This window comes from Pseudomonas sp. P2S-1 (genome assembly GCF_057197725.1).
Map to the genome: position 1 here is coordinate 2,873,641 of NZ_CM170068.1, position 15,097 is coordinate 2,888,737.

The 15,097-nt window shown below is 62.8% G+C and carries 16 protein-coding genes and 1 tRNA gene; 11 read left to right on the forward strand and 6 right to left on the reverse strand.

Annotated elements, in window-relative coordinates; genetic code table 11:
• Position 1 precedes the first annotated feature (1 nt).
• Positions 2 to 463, forward strand: a complete 462-nt coding sequence (locus tag AC2CQI_RS12530; RefSeq protein ID WP_484580332.1) for a MarR family winged helix-turn-helix transcriptional regulator — start codon at positions 2 to 4, stop codon at positions 461 to 463.
• A gap of 172 nt (positions 464 to 635) precedes the next feature.
• Entirely contained in the window at positions 636 to 1,055 is a 420-nt protein-coding gene (locus tag AC2CQI_RS12535) for an organic hydroperoxide resistance protein (protein ID WP_484580333.1), read from the forward strand.
• Between the two features lie 143 nt (positions 1,056 to 1,198).
• Here the strand turns inward: AC2CQI_RS12535 and efp are convergent, their stop codons facing one another.
• Together efp and earP are read right to left on the reverse strand one after the other, a co-directional pair.
• Positions 1,199 to 1,768 carry an elongation factor P gene (gene efp, locus AC2CQI_RS12540; RefSeq protein ID WP_008092676.1) on the reverse strand — a complete coding sequence of 190 codons (570 nt, stop codon included), beginning with the start codon at positions 1,766 to 1,768 and terminating at the stop codon, positions 1,199 to 1,201.
• A 48-nt stretch (positions 1,769 to 1,816) separates the two neighbouring features.
• Positions 1,817 to 2,935 (reverse strand): elongation factor P maturation arginine rhamnosyltransferase EarP, encoded by a 1,119-nt coding sequence (gene earP / locus AC2CQI_RS12545; RefSeq protein WP_484580334.1) that lies wholly within the window; start codon positions 2,933 to 2,935, stop codon positions 1,817 to 1,819.
• Between the two features lie 112 nt (positions 2,936 to 3,047).
• Here earP and AC2CQI_RS12550 point away from each other — a divergent pair, with 112 nt between their 5' ends.
• Both AC2CQI_RS12550 and AC2CQI_RS12555 read left to right on the forward strand, forming a co-directional pair.
• Entirely contained in the window at positions 3,048 to 3,476 is a 429-nt protein-coding gene (locus tag AC2CQI_RS12550; RefSeq protein WP_484580335.1) for a hypothetical protein, read from the forward strand.
• Positions 3,454 to 3,960 carry a GreA/GreB family elongation factor gene (locus tag AC2CQI_RS12555; RefSeq protein WP_075803853.1) on the forward strand — a complete coding sequence of 169 codons (507 nt, stop codon included), beginning with the start codon at positions 3,454 to 3,456 and terminating at the stop codon, positions 3,958 to 3,960. The genes AC2CQI_RS12550 and AC2CQI_RS12555 overlap by 23 nt, the downstream gene beginning before the upstream one ends.
• A 132-nt stretch (positions 3,961 to 4,092) precedes the next feature.
• On the opposite strand, the gene AC2CQI_RS12560 is transcribed toward AC2CQI_RS12555, so the two are convergent.
• Positions 4,093 to 5,019: a LysR family transcriptional regulator gene (locus tag AC2CQI_RS12560; RefSeq protein ID WP_484580336.1), complete on the reverse strand. Its 927-nt coding sequence runs from the start codon at positions 5,017 to 5,019 to the stop codon at positions 4,093 to 4,095.
• A 124-nt stretch (positions 5,020 to 5,143) separates the two neighbouring features.
• Between AC2CQI_RS12560 and AC2CQI_RS12565 the strand changes: the two genes are divergently transcribed.
• Positions 5,144 to 5,893 carry a 3-oxoacyl-ACP reductase family protein gene (locus AC2CQI_RS12565; RefSeq protein ID WP_484580337.1) on the forward strand — a complete coding sequence of 250 codons (750 nt, stop codon included), beginning with the start codon at positions 5,144 to 5,146 and terminating at the stop codon, positions 5,891 to 5,893.
• 3 nt (positions 5,894 to 5,896) lie between these two features.
• On the opposite strand, the gene AC2CQI_RS12570 is transcribed toward AC2CQI_RS12565, so the two are convergent.
• Positions 5,897 to 6,775 (reverse strand): LysR family transcriptional regulator, encoded by an 879-nt coding sequence (locus AC2CQI_RS12570; protein ID WP_075803850.1) that lies wholly within the window; start codon positions 6,773 to 6,775, stop codon positions 5,897 to 5,899.
• Between the two features lie 96 nt (positions 6,776 to 6,871).
• Between AC2CQI_RS12570 and AC2CQI_RS12575 the strand changes: the two genes are divergently transcribed.
• The 3 genes from AC2CQI_RS12575 (at position 6,872) to AC2CQI_RS12585 (ending at position 10,893) form a co-directional block, all read left to right on the forward strand.
• Positions 6,872 to 8,059, forward strand: a complete 1,188-nt coding sequence (locus tag AC2CQI_RS12575) for an MFS transporter (protein ID WP_484580338.1) — start codon at positions 6,872 to 6,874, stop codon at positions 8,057 to 8,059.
• A gap of 96 nt (positions 8,060 to 8,155) precedes the next feature.
• Complete coding sequence (locus AC2CQI_RS12580) at positions 8,156 to 8,542, forward strand: hypothetical protein (protein WP_484580339.1); 387 nt, start codon at positions 8,156 to 8,158, stop codon at positions 8,540 to 8,542.
• 224 nt (positions 8,543 to 8,766) lie between these two features.
• Positions 8,767 to 10,893 carry a TonB-dependent siderophore receptor gene (locus tag AC2CQI_RS12585; RefSeq protein ID WP_484580340.1) on the forward strand — a complete coding sequence of 709 codons (2,127 nt, stop codon included), beginning with the start codon at positions 8,767 to 8,769 and terminating at the stop codon, positions 10,891 to 10,893.
• A 182-nt stretch (positions 10,894 to 11,075) separates the two neighbouring features.
• Here the strand turns inward: AC2CQI_RS12585 and AC2CQI_RS12590 are convergent.
• Positions 11,076 to 11,165, reverse strand: a tRNA-Ser gene (locus tag AC2CQI_RS12590).
• Positions 11,166 to 11,466: 301 nt separating this feature from the next.
• On the opposite strand from AC2CQI_RS12590, the gene AC2CQI_RS12595 reads away from it, so the two are divergent.
• The 3 genes from AC2CQI_RS12595 to AC2CQI_RS12605 all read left to right on the forward strand — a co-directional run bounded on the left by AC2CQI_RS12595 (position 11,467) and on the right by AC2CQI_RS12605 (position 14,032).
• On the forward strand, positions 11,467 to 12,156 hold the full coding sequence (locus AC2CQI_RS12595) for a crotonase/enoyl-CoA hydratase family protein (protein WP_484580341.1): 690 nt from the start codon (positions 11,467 to 11,469) through the stop codon (positions 12,154 to 12,156).
• Positions 12,157 to 12,274: 118 nt separating this feature from the next.
• Entirely contained in the window at positions 12,275 to 12,994 is a 720-nt protein-coding gene (locus tag AC2CQI_RS12600) for a lysophospholipid acyltransferase family protein (protein ID WP_075803845.1), read from the forward strand.
• A gap of 66 nt (positions 12,995 to 13,060) precedes the next feature.
• The gene (locus AC2CQI_RS12605) at positions 13,061 to 14,032 is read left to right on the forward strand and encodes a magnesium and cobalt transport protein CorA (RefSeq protein ID WP_075803844.1); all 972 of its coding nucleotides are present in this window, start codon (positions 13,061 to 13,063) and stop codon (positions 14,030 to 14,032) included.
• Here AC2CQI_RS12605 and AC2CQI_RS12610 read toward each other — a convergent pair.
• Positions 14,010 to 14,738 carry an amidotransferase gene (locus tag AC2CQI_RS12610; RefSeq protein ID WP_075803843.1) on the reverse strand — a complete coding sequence of 243 codons (729 nt, stop codon included), beginning with the start codon at positions 14,736 to 14,738 and terminating at the stop codon, positions 14,010 to 14,012. The two genes, AC2CQI_RS12605 and AC2CQI_RS12610, sit on opposite strands and share 23 nt — an antisense overlap.
• Positions 14,739 to 15,097: the final 359 nt, after the last annotated feature.

A 15,097-nucleotide genomic window follows, 5' to 3' on the forward strand; every position in this document is an offset into this window, starting at 1 on the left:
CATGAACGCCGATACCCAAGCTCCCGACCGTTGCGACGAACTGCTCCTGGATAACCAGGTGTGCTTTGCCCTGCATTCCACTTCGCTGCTGATGACCAAAGTCTACAAACCTCTGCTGCAGGCCCTCGGGCTGACTTATCCACAGTACCTGGCGATGCTCGTGCTGTGGGAAGAGGACGCCCTGACCGTCGGCGAAATCAGCCAGCGCCTGCTCACCGATCCGGGTTCCCTCACCCCGCTGCTCAAGCGCCTGGAGGCCGAAGGCCTGCTCAAGCGCACCCGCAGCCGCGAGGATGAGCGGGTGGTGATCGTCGAACTCACCGAGGCCGGACGTGAACTGCAGCAGCAGGCGCGCAAGGTTCCACATTGCATTCTCGGCGCCAGCGGCCAGTCGATGGAGCAACTGCAGAAGCTCCAGGCGCAATTACTGGCGTTGCGCGAACAACTGCAAAAGAGCCTCTGATGGCTCTGCGACGGGGCTTTTGAGGCAAGCGCCTGCCCCGTCGCCTGGCCTGACCGGAAAAAGTCCTAAAATTTATCTTGCGCACTAAATATTTGTGAACTAACTTAATCCCCGTACCCAGATGGCACCCTTCCCCGGTGCCAAACACTTATCAAGGTTCGAGGACATTTCCATGAAAGCGCTCTACACCGCACACGTAACCTCCACTGGTGGCCGCGATGGTCGTGCCGTTTCCAACGACGGCATCCTCGACGTGAAACTGGCCACCCCGAAAGAACTCGGCGGTGCCGGCGGCGCGGCGACCAACCCGGAACAACTGTTCGCCGCCGGCTACTCGGCCTGCTTCATCGGCGCCCTGAAATTCGTTGCCGGCCAGGGCAAACGCCAGTTGCCTGCGGCAACCGCGATCACCGCCGAAGTCGGCATTGGCCAGATCGAAGGCGGCTTCGGTCTCGATATCGACCTGCGCATCAGCCTGCCGGGCCTCGAACAAGCCGACGCCCAGGCCCTGGTCGACGCCGCGCACAAGGTCTGCCCGTACTCCAACGCCACCCGCGGCAACGTCGATGTACGCCTGCACGTAAGCGTTTGATGAAGCGAGCTGTAAGCTTCAAGCCGTAAGCTGCAAGAAACAGCGGTCCGCGTCGCTCTTGCTTGAGGCTTAAAGCTTGAGGCTTGGAGCTCAGAAATGAAAAAACCCGGCCGAGGCCGGGTTTTTCGTGGACGCCAGGAAGATTACTTCTTGGAACGGCCCTTGAAGCTGTTGTCGCGAGTATCGATGTCGATCCACTCGTCGATCTGGATGAAGTCGGCAACCTGGATCTCGGTACCGTTCTTCAGTTTGGCAGGCTTCATGACCTTGCCGGAGGTGTCGCCACGAGCAGCGTTCTCGGTGTAGACGACCTGACGGCTGATGGTGGTCGGCAGCTCTACGGAAACCAGGCGGCCTTCGAAGAAGACGGCTTCACAGATGTCTTCCATGCCTTCTTCGATGTACGGCAGAACGGCGTCGATGTCTTCGGCGTTCAGTTCGTACATGGTGTAGTCGGAAGTGTCCATGAAGGTGTACGAGTCACCGCTGATGAACGACAGGGTCGCTTCTTTGCGATCCAGGATCACGTCGTCCAGCTTGTCGTCCGCACCGTATACGGTTTCGGTCTTGTAGCCGGTCAGCAGGTTCTTCAGCTTGGTCTTCATGATCGCGCTGTTACGGCCCGATTTGGTGAACTCAGCTTTCTGGACCAGCCACGGGTCGTTGTCGATACGCAGTACGGTACCGGGTTTCAGCTCTTTACCAGTTTTCATTACGAAGTATCCGAATCTGGATGGATTTATAAAAATCGAGGCCGCGTATCATATCCAATTTCGGTAAAACTGTACCAGCGCCTTGGCAAGGTCCGGCCGAGCGGCCTGCTCCGCGCACCAGCCACGGGCGTGCACGGCCAGTTCATGCCAGTGCGGCAGCAGCTGTTTCCACGCCTCGCCCATGTCCCGATCCATGTTCCAGGCCCGCCACAATTCCACCAGCGCTGCCGCGGCGGCAGGCGCCAGGCCCTGGGTGTAGCGGTCGAGGAACGCTTCGAGCTTTTCCCAGTGGGCGTACTCCTCCTGCACATAGATATGCCAGAGCAGCGGCTGGCCGGCCCATTGCGCGCGGACGAAGGAGTCTTCGCCACGCACCGCGTTGAAGTCGCAGCTCCACAGCAGGCGGTCGTAATCATCCTGGCTGACGAAGGGCAGGATCTGCACGGTCAGGGCGCCGCGCCTGTGGATATCTCCGACAGCGAGGTTATCCACAGCCAGCCAGGCTTTTACATCGCCGAGTACCCGCCCTTCCGGGACCAGCACATGGTTGGGCCGGGCGTCTTCGGCGAGGGCATCGAACCAGCTGGCAAGTCCGGGATTTTCATAGGCAAACAGGGAAATCAGCCGAGCCTCGGGCTGAGGATGGATCTGCAGACCATTCAGAAATGCCTGACGATCAAAGGCGTCGCGCCGCTCCAGCAATCCCGATTCGCGCAGCAAACCACCGGTGCGTTCGGTGAAGCCGGGGAAGAAGAACACCTTGCGCAACCCGTTGGCCTGCGGCGACGGCAGGCCATGGCAACCTTCGACCCAGTCCTCGGCGCTGAGGTAATCCAGGTTCAGCCACAGGGCCGGGGCGGTGCGTTCGGCCATCGCCTCGACATAGGCCGCCGGCAACTGGCAGGCGAAGGCGCCGATCACCACGTCGGCTACCGCCACCGGTTGCCACTCTGCCAACCAGCGGCGTACCTCGACGCCATCGCGGACCTGGCACAGTGCCTCGCCGTCCGCCTCCGGACACAGACGTACGAACGCCTTCGGCTCATCGACCCACAGGCGCACCGCCACCCCGTGCTCGGCCACCAGTTGCCGGGCCAGGCGCCAGGTCACGCCGATATCACCGTAGTTGTCGACGACGCAGCAGAAGATATCCCAGGTCGGTTTCATGGCAGGCCCTCTTGCGCCGCGAACAAATAATCGTCGATTGTCCGGGTTATCGGGCCCTGAAAAAAGATCCGTCGTGCGACAATCCCGTCCCTGTCCTGGCCAGGAGGCTGTCATGTCCTACCGAACCCGTCCTCGTACCTTCAAGATTTCTCCGAAAATCCTGCCGCTGGCCCTGGGTGTCGCCCTCGGACTGTGGCTGGGTTTCATCGCCATCGGCCTGGCCCTTTGGGGTGTCTGGCAGTTCGTGCCCGAGGTGCGCGAACCGGTGACGGCGGTGATCAGCCAGCCGCTGACGCCCCCTGCCCCGCCGCAACCACCCGCAGCACAGCGCCCGGGTGCGCAGGAACAGTCGCCGGAGCAGAACCACATGTTCGAGCAGTACCAGCAATCCTTGCAGACACAGCAGATCGAGGATGCCGTCGAGAGCGCGGAGAGGAACCCGCGCAACCTGTCCAACCCCAAATGCCAGTTCTGGCTGCAACAGAACCGCACTGCACCTACCGAGAAAAGCCGGGCCAATGTCCTTGAATTCTGCCGCTGAACCGAACAAGCACGAGCTGCTGCAGGCCATCGTCGAGCGCCTGGGCATCGACCTGGACATGATCCAGCGTGCCGCGCAAACCGCGTATGAAGCGGCCACCGCGGAAGAGAACATCGCCGAGAACAAGTACGACACCCTGAGCCTGGAAGCGTCCTATCTGGCCACCGGACAGGCCCGGCGCATGGAAGAGATTCGTCAGGCGCGGGCGGCTTATCAGCAGTTGGTCGTGCGTGAGTACGACGCCGAACGCGGCATCCAGGTGAGCAACCTGGTGTTGCTGGAGGATCAGGACGGGCGCCGGCAGTGGCTGTTTCTCGGGCCCGAGGCGGCCGGGTTGAAGATTGGCGAGGGGGATGGGCTGGTGACGGTGATTACCCCGAGATCGCCGCTGGGGCAGCAACTGTTGGGCAAGTTTGAGGACGATGAGCTGGATTTGGTGGTGGGTAATGGGCGGCAGGTGTTGGCCGTTATTTCTGTGAGATAGAGGTTGTTCTTCCGGGCCTAATCGCTGGCAAGCCAGCTCCCACAGGTACAGCGGTGCTCTCAAGAACAGTGGTGAACCTGTGGGAGCTGGCTTGCCAGCGATTAGGCCCGAGAGAGCAAAGCAAATTCCGGATCAGCCCAACGCATCAAACCGCCCCGCCAACCCCTGCTCCAGAAACTTCTCCCTCACGAAATCCACGAACACCCGGGTCTTCCCCGGCAGCAGCTTGTGCTGCGCGTAGTACAACGAGATATTCCCGTCATCCACATACCAGTCCGGCAACACCCGCACCAGGCTGCCGCGCTGCAGATACGGCACGGCAAACGGCATGCTCACCAACGCCACCCCCAGGCCCTGCTCCGCCGCCGCACAGGCCGCTTCGGAATCGGTCATGGTCATGCGCTGACGCAAACTCAAGGGACTCTGCTCCTGCCAGCGGCTGGTCAACGGCCACGAACGCACTCGCCCGGTCTGCGGCGAGCGGATCAGTATCCCGTCCGCCCTGACCAGGTCCTCCGGCGTGCGCACCTCGCCGCAGCGCGCCAGATACCCGGCCGACGCCACCAGGATCCGGTGCGCCGGCGCCAGCTTGCGTGCCACTACCCCGGGCGGCAGGTCGAAACCTCCGCCTATGGCCGCATCGAAACCCTGGGCAATCAGATCCACCTGACGGTTATCGAAGTGCCAGTCCGGCGTGATCGCCGGATAACGCCCCAGGAATTCTCCCAACAGCGGCAGGATGTAGAGCCGCCCGAACACCGTCCCCATGCTGACCTTCAAGGTCCCCGCCGGCTGCCCTTCGGCGCTGGCCAGGTTGTTCACCGCATGCTGGATGGTCTGGAAACTGTCCCGCACTTCGGCAAGAAAACGCTGCCCGGCCTCGGTCAGGGTCAGACTTCTGGTACTACGCTGGAACAACCGCACGCCCAGGCGCGCCTCCAGACCGGCGACATTCTTGCCCACCGCAGCCGGGGTAAGGCTCAGGCGCCGTGCGGCTTCAGCGAAGCTGCCGACCTCGGCGCTACGGATAAAACACTCGATGCTGCTGAAGCTTTCCATCGGGGATTCCATACCAAAGGTTTATTCAGACTATAGCGATTACCGGCTTATCGGGCGCTAATCCCAGGCAGATACTCGGTTCCATTCACAAGGCATCCAGCCTTGTTCTTTCGGAGCATCAAGCATGTCGACTCAACACAACCTCAGCGGCAAAGTGGCACTGGTCCAGGGCGGCTCACGCGGTATCGGCGCGGCCATCGTCAAGCGTCTGGCCGAACAGGGTGCGGCAGTGGCCTTCACCTACGTCAGCTCGCAGGCCGTTGCCGAACAGCTGCAGGACGAGATCCGCCAGAACGGCGGCAAGGCCCTGGCCCTCAAGGCCGACAGCGCCGACGCGGCCGCCGTGCAGCAAGCGGTGGACCTGACTGCCGAACACTTCGGCCGCCTCGATATCCTGGTCAACAACGCCGGCGTGCTGGCCATCGGCGATATCGCCGAGTTCAGCCTCGACGACTTCGACCGTACCCTGGCGGTCAACGTGCGCAGCGTCTTCGTCGCCAGCCAGGCCGCGCTCCGGCATATGGGCCAGGGCGGGCGGATCATCAATATCGGCAGCACCAACGCCGAACGCATGCCCTTCGCCGGTGGCGCCACCTATGCCATGAGCAAGTCGGCGCTGGTCGGCCTGACCCGTGGCCTGGCCCGCGATCTCGGCCCACGCGGCATCACCATCAACAACGTGCAGCCCGGCCCGGTGGACACCGATATGAACCCCGCCGACAGCGAATTCGCCGACAGCCTGATGGGCTTGATGGCGGTCGGGCGCTACGGGCATGTGGAAGAGATCGCCAGCTTCGTCGCCTACCTGGCCGGCCCGGAAGCCGCTTACATCACCGGCGCCAGCCTGACCATCGACGGCGGTTTCGCCGCCTGATGTTCACCGCGCCGCCAGGTGCCGTTCCAGCAACTGGATAAAGGCACTGGCGGCCGGGGTCGGGGTTTTCGACCAGATGGCATACACATGACGCACCGGCGCATCGCTGATCGGCAGCACCTTCACCCGCTGGAAACCGGCGGCCACCCGCTCGGCCACCAGCCCCAGGGCCAGACCGCGCTGGACGAACTTCTCGATCAGGTTGGTGGTGCCCACTTCGAACTGCACCCGGTGGCGCAGACCGGCGGTGGCGAAGGCTTCATCGGTCTGCCGACGCGCCCCGGTGCCAGCCTGGAAGTCCACCAGCGGCTGGTCCTCCAGTTGCGCCAACGACAGGCGCCTGTGGATAACCAGCGGATGCTCCCGCGGCAACACCGCCACCAGCTCCTCCTTGGCCAGCAGGCGATGCTCGACCCCCTCCAGCGACTCTCCCGGCCAGACCCCGATAAACGCCACATCCAGGCGCCGCTCGCGGACATCGCCGATCATCAGCTCGCTCTTGCCCATCAGCCAGCGGATATCCACCTTGGGGTATTCACGGTGAAAGCCGGCCAGCAGGTCGACCAGGTCCAGCTCGGTCAGCGAACTGATCTCGCCGATGGACAGGCGCCCGCGGACTTCACCGGTGGCCGCAGCCACCTCGTCGGCGATCCGCCGCGCTGCATCCAGGGCGATACGGGCATTGGGTACGAAGGCTTCGCCGGCGGTGGTCAGGCGGACCCAACGCGAACTGCGCTCGAACAACTGGGTGCCCAACTGTTCTTCCAGCCGGGCGATCTGATGGCTCAGCGCCGACTGCACGACATGGCAACGCTGCGCTGCCTTGGTGAAGCTGCCGGTTTCGGCGACGGCCAGGGCGTATTCGATCTGCTTGAGGTTCATTTATCCATCTGCTTTCGAGATTGATCCGATGAAAACTATGCGTTGGCGTCATGCTAGTCGATTTCCGATACTGTCGGCTCTTGAAAGGAGACACCCATGAGTTCCACACCTGCCCTGAGCCGCGCCCTGATCCTGCTGATGGCCACCGCCACCGGCCTGGCGGTGGCCAGCAACTATTACGCGCAACCGCTGCTGCACAGCATCGCCGAGCATTTCGGCCTGAGCACCGCCAGCGCCGGCTGGATCGTTATCGCCGCACAACTCAGCTACGGCGCCGGCTTGTTCCTGCTGGCGCCGCTGGGCGACCTGTTCGAACAGCGCCGGCTGATCGTCAGCATGATCAGCATCGCCACCGTCGGCCTGTTGATCAGCGCCTTCTCCCCCAGCCTGCCGTGGTTGCTGCTGGGCACCACCCTGACCGGCCTGTTCTCGGTGGTGGCCCAGGTCCTGGTGCCGATGGCTGCCGGACTCAGCGACCCAAGCGAACGCGGCCGGGTGGTCGGCACCCTGATGGGCGGCCTGCTGCTGGGCATTCTCCTGGCCCGTACCGCCGCCGGCTTCATGGCCAGCCTCGGCGACTGGCGCAGCATCTATATGCTCGCCGCCGCACTCATGGTCCTCAGCGCCATCGCCCTGTACCGCGCCCTGCCCCAGCGCCACCAACATGCCGGGCTGGCCTATCCGGCGCTGATCGGCTCGGTGTTCCGGCTGTTTGCCGAAGAGCCGGTACTGCGTCTTCGTTCATTGCTCGGGGCGATTTCCTTCTGCCTGTTCGCCCTGTTCTGGACACCCCTGGCGTTTCTGCTGAAGGCCGAGCCCTACGAGTATTCCGACGGGGTGATCGGACTGTTCGGACTGGCCGGTGCCGCCGGTGCCCTGGCCGCCAACTGGGGCGGGCGCCTGGCCGACAAGGGCAAGGGCGCGCAAGGCACAACGGTCGGCTTGTTGGTGCAGTTGCTGTCCTGGGTGCCACTGGCCTTCGCCCCGACCTCGCTGGCAGCGTTGCTGGCCGGCGTGCTGCTGCTTGACCTGGCGGTGCAACTGGTCCACGTCAGCAACCAGAACGCCGTGATCGCCCTGCGCCCGGAAGCGCGCAACCGCCTGAACGCCGGCTATATCACCTGCTATTTCATCGGCGGCGCCACAGGTTCGCTGCTCGGTACCCAACTGTTCCAGGCCTGGGGCTGGAACGCCATCGTCATCGCCGGGCTGGGCATCGGTGCAGTCGGCCTGCTGATCTGGTGGCTGGCGGGGCGGAAAGTGATGCAGGTCAGAACCGTCTGACGGACGTCCTACCCTCCGTCGCCTGGCGATTGACTTGGGGGTATCCGGAGGGCTGAGTAGGCGCTGGTCAATAGCCCTCTCAACCTGGATACCCTTATGACAAGACTCACGGTTCAATCCGGCGATTTCTTGCAAGGTGACGGCGAGTACCGCAATGGATCGCTCACACTCAAGACCGCCGCGAGCCCCTCACCGGGCGAAAAAATCGCACTCTCACGCATCAAGGACATGAAGGTCGCCAACCAGGAAACCAGCCGCAATCTTGGCAGCGCCCTCGGCTGGGGCTTCGCCGGCTGCCTGATGGCCGGGCCGCTGGGCCTGCTGGCCGGGCTCTGGCTGGGCAGCAAGGATGAGGAAATCACCTTCCTCGCCACCTTCAAGGATGGTCGCAAATTACTGGCCGTGACCGACGGCAAGACCTGGTCGAAACTGGACGGCACCTGGCGCCGCCGCACCCAGCCGTCGCAACCGGCAAAATCCTGAATTTGCGCCCTCCTTCTTCGTTCTTCCTGTAGGCAGCATCACGGCAAATCGGGGCACCGCAACGCGGTCGCCCCTGCTAAGATGCGCCCGCGCTCCGGCGCCCTCTGGCGCAATGCCAGTCCCCCTTCGCCCGTGCCTTCTTCTCGCCGTACCGGGTCTTCAGCCAATGGCAGCTCCGAACACTAACGGTGCGCCCGCTGCGGGCCCCCAAGGAGTTTTGCCGCATGTCCTTGCAACGCCCCCGCCTGCCGCTCAGCCTGCTTACCGTCGGCCTGGCCCTGAGCACCCCGTACGCCCTTGCCGAAGACAGCGTCGTCCTCGCCCCGGTGAAAGTGTCCGACACCTGGAGCGATGGCTATCAGCCGCGTCAGGCCCAGGTCGCCGGATTCTCTTCAGCACCGCTGCTGGATACCCCGGCCTCGGTCTCGGTGTTCACCGAGCAGCTGTTGCAGGACCGCCAGGTCCGTTTGCTCAGCGAAGTGCTGCAAAGCGATGCCTCGGTGGGCGAGTCCTACGCGCCGATCGGCTACTACGAGAACTTCAATGTGCGCGGCTTCAGCCTCGACGCGGCGCACAGCTACAAGATCAACGGCCAGACCATCACCGGCGAGCAGAACGTGGCGCTGGAGAACAAGCAGCAGGTTGAGCTGCTCAAGGGGCTGTCCGGCTTGCAGAGCGGCGTGTCGGAGCCCGGCGGGGTGATCAACTACATGACCAAGCGTCCGGAGGATGTGCGCTCGGTGACCCTGTCCAGCAACGAGCAGGGCGAACGCTATATCGCCACCGACCTCGGCGGCTGGTTCGGCAGCGAGCGCCAGTTCGGCCTGCGTGCCAACCTGGCCCACGAGGATATCCGCAGCTACGTCGACCATGCCGACGGCAAGCGCGACTTCGCCTCCCTGGCCTTCGACTGGCAGATGACCCCGGATGCCCTGCTGCAACTGGATGTCGAATACCAGCACCGCGAGCAGTACTCGGTGCCGGGCTATCAGTTGCTGGGCGGCACCAGCGTGCCCCATGGCATCGACCCGAAGGACCGCCTGGCCTGGCAGGATTGGGCGCGGCAGGTGCAGAGCGACTCGCTGAACCTGGGTGGACGGTTCGAGTATCGCTTCAACGATGCCTGGACCGGGGCGGTGAGTGCGTCGCGTAGCCGGGTGGTGATCGATGACTACAGTTCGTTTGCCTGGGGCGGCTACGGCAGCCTGGGCAACACCTTCAGCCCTGAAGGCAATTACGACATCTACGACTACCGCAGCCCGAATGACACCCGACGCATCGACGAAGCCCAGGCCACCCTCACCGGGCGCTTCGACGCACTTGGCGTGAACCATGAACTGACCCTCGGGACCAGCGCACAACGGCGTACGGTCGACCAGCGAGGTTACTTCAACGAATGGGTAGGCAACGGCAATATCTATCAGCCGACGCCCGCCTTCCCTTCGGCGCCGGGCACGCCAGCCCCTTCCGAGCGCCGCCTGGACAGCCGCCAGTACGGCGTATTCTTCAGCGACCGGATCAGTTTCAACGAACAATGGCAGACCGTCATCGGTGCTCGTGAAGTGCGCCTGGACGAGGAGTCTTTCGACGCGTCTGGCGTTTCGGATCGCCATACTCGGCAGTATGAGCTGCTACCCAATGCCGCCGTCATCTACAAACCCCGGCCGGACATTTCGATCTACACCAGCTACAGCAAAGGGCTGTCGTCTGGCGGGGCTTCGCCATGGTTTGCGGGGAATTACCCGGACATCCTCCCGCCCACCACTTCGCATCAGATCGAACTGGGCATCAAACGCGACTGGCAACGCATGAGTTTCAGCGCTGCCGTGTTCCAGCTTCGCCAGGCCTATCAATACACCCAGCCGGGCGGTGACTATGTGCAACAGGGCCAGCAGAAGAACATCGGCCTGGAACTGGGCGCCAGCGGCTGGCTGACCTCGGACCTGCAGATCAACGCCAGCGTCGCCGCGACCCGTGCTCGGGTCGAAGACAGCGGCACCGACACGTACGACGATCACCAGGCCCTGAACGTACCGCGTCTGCGTGCAGCCTTGCAGGCCGACTACAGCATCCCCGGCGTACCCGGCCTGGCCCTGCTCGGCGGCATGCGCTACAGCGCCAGCAAATACGCCAACCAGGAGGGGACGGTGGAAGTCGGCGGGTACACCGTGTTCGACCTGGGCAGCCGCTACAGCACCAAGATCGCCGGGTACGACACGGTGTTGCGCCTGACGGTGGATAACCTCTTCGACAAGCGCTACTGGCGGGATGTGGGGGATTACCTGGGGGACAACTATCTGTTCCAGGGGGCGCCGCGGACGGCGCGTGTTTCGGCTTCGGTCAGTTTCTGAGAATTGTGGGGCTCTTTCGGGCCCTATCGCTGGCAAGCCAGCTCCCACAGGTTAGTGTGCACCGCTGAACCTGTGGGAGCTGGCTTGCCAGCGATGAGGCCCGAGAGAACAACACTAAAACCCCGGAATGCAAAAAGCCCCCGGAAACTCACGTTTCCAGGGGCTTTTTGGTACATCGAAAGTGGCGGTGAAGAAGGGATTCGAACCCTTGATACAGTTTCCTGTATACACACTTTCCAGGCGTGCTCCTTCAACCGCTCGGACACTTCACCGGATCTCTTCAAGCCTTTCAGCCTGTCGAGGCGCGCTAATTTAGTCGAAACCTTTTCAATTGGCAAAGGTTTTTTTCAGAATTTTCAGATATTTATGCCGAAGCCCGGAAATCCGCGAGGCGACATGGCAATTTGGCCAATCCGTGGTGTGCTTTGACAGGTTCTGCCGCGGTTTCGCCAGAAGACGCGGCCGCCAGCCTGAACGGTGACCGCACGGTCAGTCATCGTGCTTTACCTGACCGCAGCGGCTGGGTAACGTCGTGCCACTTTCTCGCCACTTGTCCTTATAAGGAAACCCGTCATGAGTGAGCTGATCAACTACCACCTCGATGATGGCATCGCCACCCTGACCCTGAACAACGGCAAGGTCAACGCCATTTCGCCCGACGTGATCGCCGCCTTCAACACTGCCCTGGATCAGGCGAAAGAAGACCGCGCCGTGGTCATCGTCACCGGCCAACCAGGCATTCTTTCCGGCGGCTACGACCTCAAGGTCATGACCTCCAGCCCGCAAGCCGCCATGGCCCTGGTCACCGCCGGCTCGACCCTGGCCCGGCGCATGCTCTCCCACCCCTACCCGATCATCGTCGCCTGCCCCGGCCATGCCGTGGCCAAGGGCGCCTTCCTGCTGCTGTCAGCCGATTACCGCATCGGCGTCGAGGGCCCGTTCAGCATCGGCCTGAACGAAGTGCAGATCGGCATGACCATGCACCACGCCGGTATCGAACTGGCCCGCAATCGCCTGGACAAGGCAGCGTTCCAGCGCTCGGTGATCAACGCCGAGATGTTCGACCCGGCCAGCGCCATCGCCGCCGGCTTCCTCGACAAGGTGGTGCCTGCCGAACAACTGGCCGAAACCGCCCTGGCCGCCGCCCGCCATTTGAAGAAGATCAATATGCTGGCGCACAAGAACACCAAGCTGAAAGTGCGCAAGGACCTGCTGGAAACCCTCGACGACGCGATCATCCGCGACCAGGAACACTTCGCCTGATCACGAGGGCCGGACACGCCACGCTGTCCGGCCCTCGTCGCATTTCCCCAAACAGTCCGTTTGCCGCCATCGGAGTACACCCGTACACTGCCTCGCGTTTTGTCGAGTGAGTCATCCGATGCTCTTTCTTCCTCGCATGCTCCTGCTGGGCATCCATTTCATCCTGGTGGGCCTGATCGGCCTGGTGATCGGCCTGTGCCGTCCGTTCAATCCGGATAACAGCCGCCTGTATGCGCGCCTGTACGCCTGGCCGGCCAGCTGGCTGCTGCGCCTGGAGATCAAGGCCGAGGTCGGCCCGCTGTTCGACCAGCCACCCGGCTGCGTGATCATTGCCAACCACCAGTCCAACTTCGACCTGTTCGTGCTCGGTCATGTGGTGCCGCCGCGCACCGTGTGCATCGGCAAGAAGAGCCTTGGCTGGATTCCGCTGTTCGGCCAGTTGTTCTGGCTCGGCGGCAACGTGCTGGTGGACCGCGGCAACGCCTACCAGGCCCGCCGCGCCCTGCAGACCACCAGCCAGACCCTGCAGAAGGACACCTCGATCTGGATTTTCCCGGAAGGCACGCGCAACCCCGATGTTGAGCTGAAGCCCTTCAAGAAAGGCGCCTTCCATATGGCCATCGACGCTGGCGTGCCGATCGTGCCGGTGTGCGCCAGCCGCTATGGCAAGCGCCTGAACCTCAATGGCTGGCGCAAGACCCAGGTGGAAATCCGCTCGCTGCCGCCGATCTCCACCGCCGGCCTGACCCAGCAGGATATTCCGGCACTGATGGAGCAATGCCGGACCCAGATGCAGGCCTGCATCGATCAGATGGAACGGGAACGCACTCGCAGCTGAGCAGTTGCCGTTTCGCCGAGGTCAGACCAAGCTGTCTGACACGTCAAACGGAGGATTCGCGCAACCATGGGTCGAGTCGTAGCAGCAGCGGTGTACAGCGCCGGGCGCAAGGTCACCAATATCAGCATCGATGAAGGGGCCGAATGGGCGAGCAAGCCCGGGCACTTCGTGTGGATCGGCCTGGAAGAGCCCAACGCCCAGGAGCTGGCCAACCTGCAATGCCAGTTCAACCTGCATGAACTGGCCATCGAGGACGCCCTGGAAAAACACAGCCGGCCGAAGCTGGAAACCTTCGGCGACGCACTGTTCATCGTCACCTATTCGCCGGTGCGCCAGGACGGCAAGCTGGAATTCATCGAAACCCATATCTTCGCCGGCAAGGGCTACATCATCACCTGCCGCAATGGCCATTCGAAGTCCTACGCCCTGGTGCGCCAGCGCTGCGAAGCGCGGCCGCTATTGCTGGAGCACGGGGAGGATTTCGTGCTGTATGCCCTGCTGGACTTCGTCACCGAGAACTACCAGCCGGTCAGCGAAGCCATTCACGGCGAGATCGAGGAACTGGAACAGAGCGTGCTCGCCGGCTCGCTGGTGGAAGAGGATATCCGCCGCATCCACAACCTGCGCCGCGACATCCTGCGCCTGCGCCGCTACGTGGCGCCGATGGTCGAAGTCAGCGAGGAACTGCAGCGCCTGACCTTCCCTTTCATCGACAAGAACATGCGCCCGTACTTCCGCGATGTGCAGATTCACGTGACCCGGCAGATGGAAGACCTTGCGGGGATCCGCGACCTGGCCAGCCAGACCATCGAGATCGGCATGCTGCTGGAGTCGTCACGGCAGAGCATCGTGCAACGCAAGTTCGCCGCCTGGGCGGCGATCCTCGCGTTCCCCACGGCGATCGCGGGGATCTACGGCATGAACTTCCAGAACATGCCGGAGCTGAGCTGGCACTACGGCTATTTCGCCGTGCTGGGCGGGATCGCGGTGGGCTGCGCCGCGCTGTTCGCCAGCTTCAAGCGTTCTGGCTGGCTTTAGGCTGGGCGACGAATCGCATCATCCATTCGGCGACGGTCTGGCCCTGGTGATCCACGCCCAGGCTGTCGATGCCCTTCTGGTAGACCTCGCTGCCCAGGCTGTCCTGGCGCAGGTCGAGCAGCGCGCGGGAATAGTCGTGGATGAACTCCGGGTGGCCCTGGAAGCACAGTACCTGGTCGCCGATGTGGTACGCCGCGTACTGGCAGAAATCGCTGGAGGCGATCACCGTGGCGTTTTCCGGTAGCGCGGTGACCTGGTCCTGGTGACTGATCAGCAGGGTCAGTTCTTCCACCTGCGGGCTCATCCACGGGGCGCGGGCCGCCATCACGTAGCGATGGGTACCGACACCCCAACCCTGGGTGGCGCGCTCGGTCTTGCCGCCGAGCAACAGCGCCAGCAACTGGTGGCCGAAACACACGCCCAGCAGCTTGTCGCCACGCTGGTAGCGATCCAGGAGGAATGCCTTGAGCCGGGCGATCCACGGATCATTACCGAACGAATCCGCCTTGCTGCCCGTCACAAGGTAGGCATCGAAGACTTCATCCTCCGGTGGATAGTGGCCGTTCATCACGTTGTAGACGCTGAATTCGGCGGCGATCGGCTGGCGGGTAAACAGTTGCTCGAACATCCGTCCATAGCCCTGATACTGCTCGACCAGCTCGGGTCGCAGGACGTCGGTTTCCAGGATGCAGATGCGTAACGACATAGACTTGGCCCTGAACGACAGTGGTGAAAAACACCGGTGAAGCCTGCCGCGAATATTGGTATCAAGCAAGTATTCCCTCGGACGAACGGTCATTTCCTTGTAATCCGCGCGTGTACCCGATGCATGTGTCTAGTCAGGGAGGTCGTACGCAGATGGCATAAGGCCTCATAAACGAATGGTCTTTGTCGACCAAAGTACAGACGAAAGCGTTCTAAATCGGCGGTAACGTTGAGGCATTCCAGGTTGTATACCCATTGATAGCAGGTCCGAAACAAGTGCCCCCAGAGACACCCACCGGACCGGAGACACGGATGCCATCCGGCTTGCAGGAATAACAACAAAAAGGCAGATAGCCATGT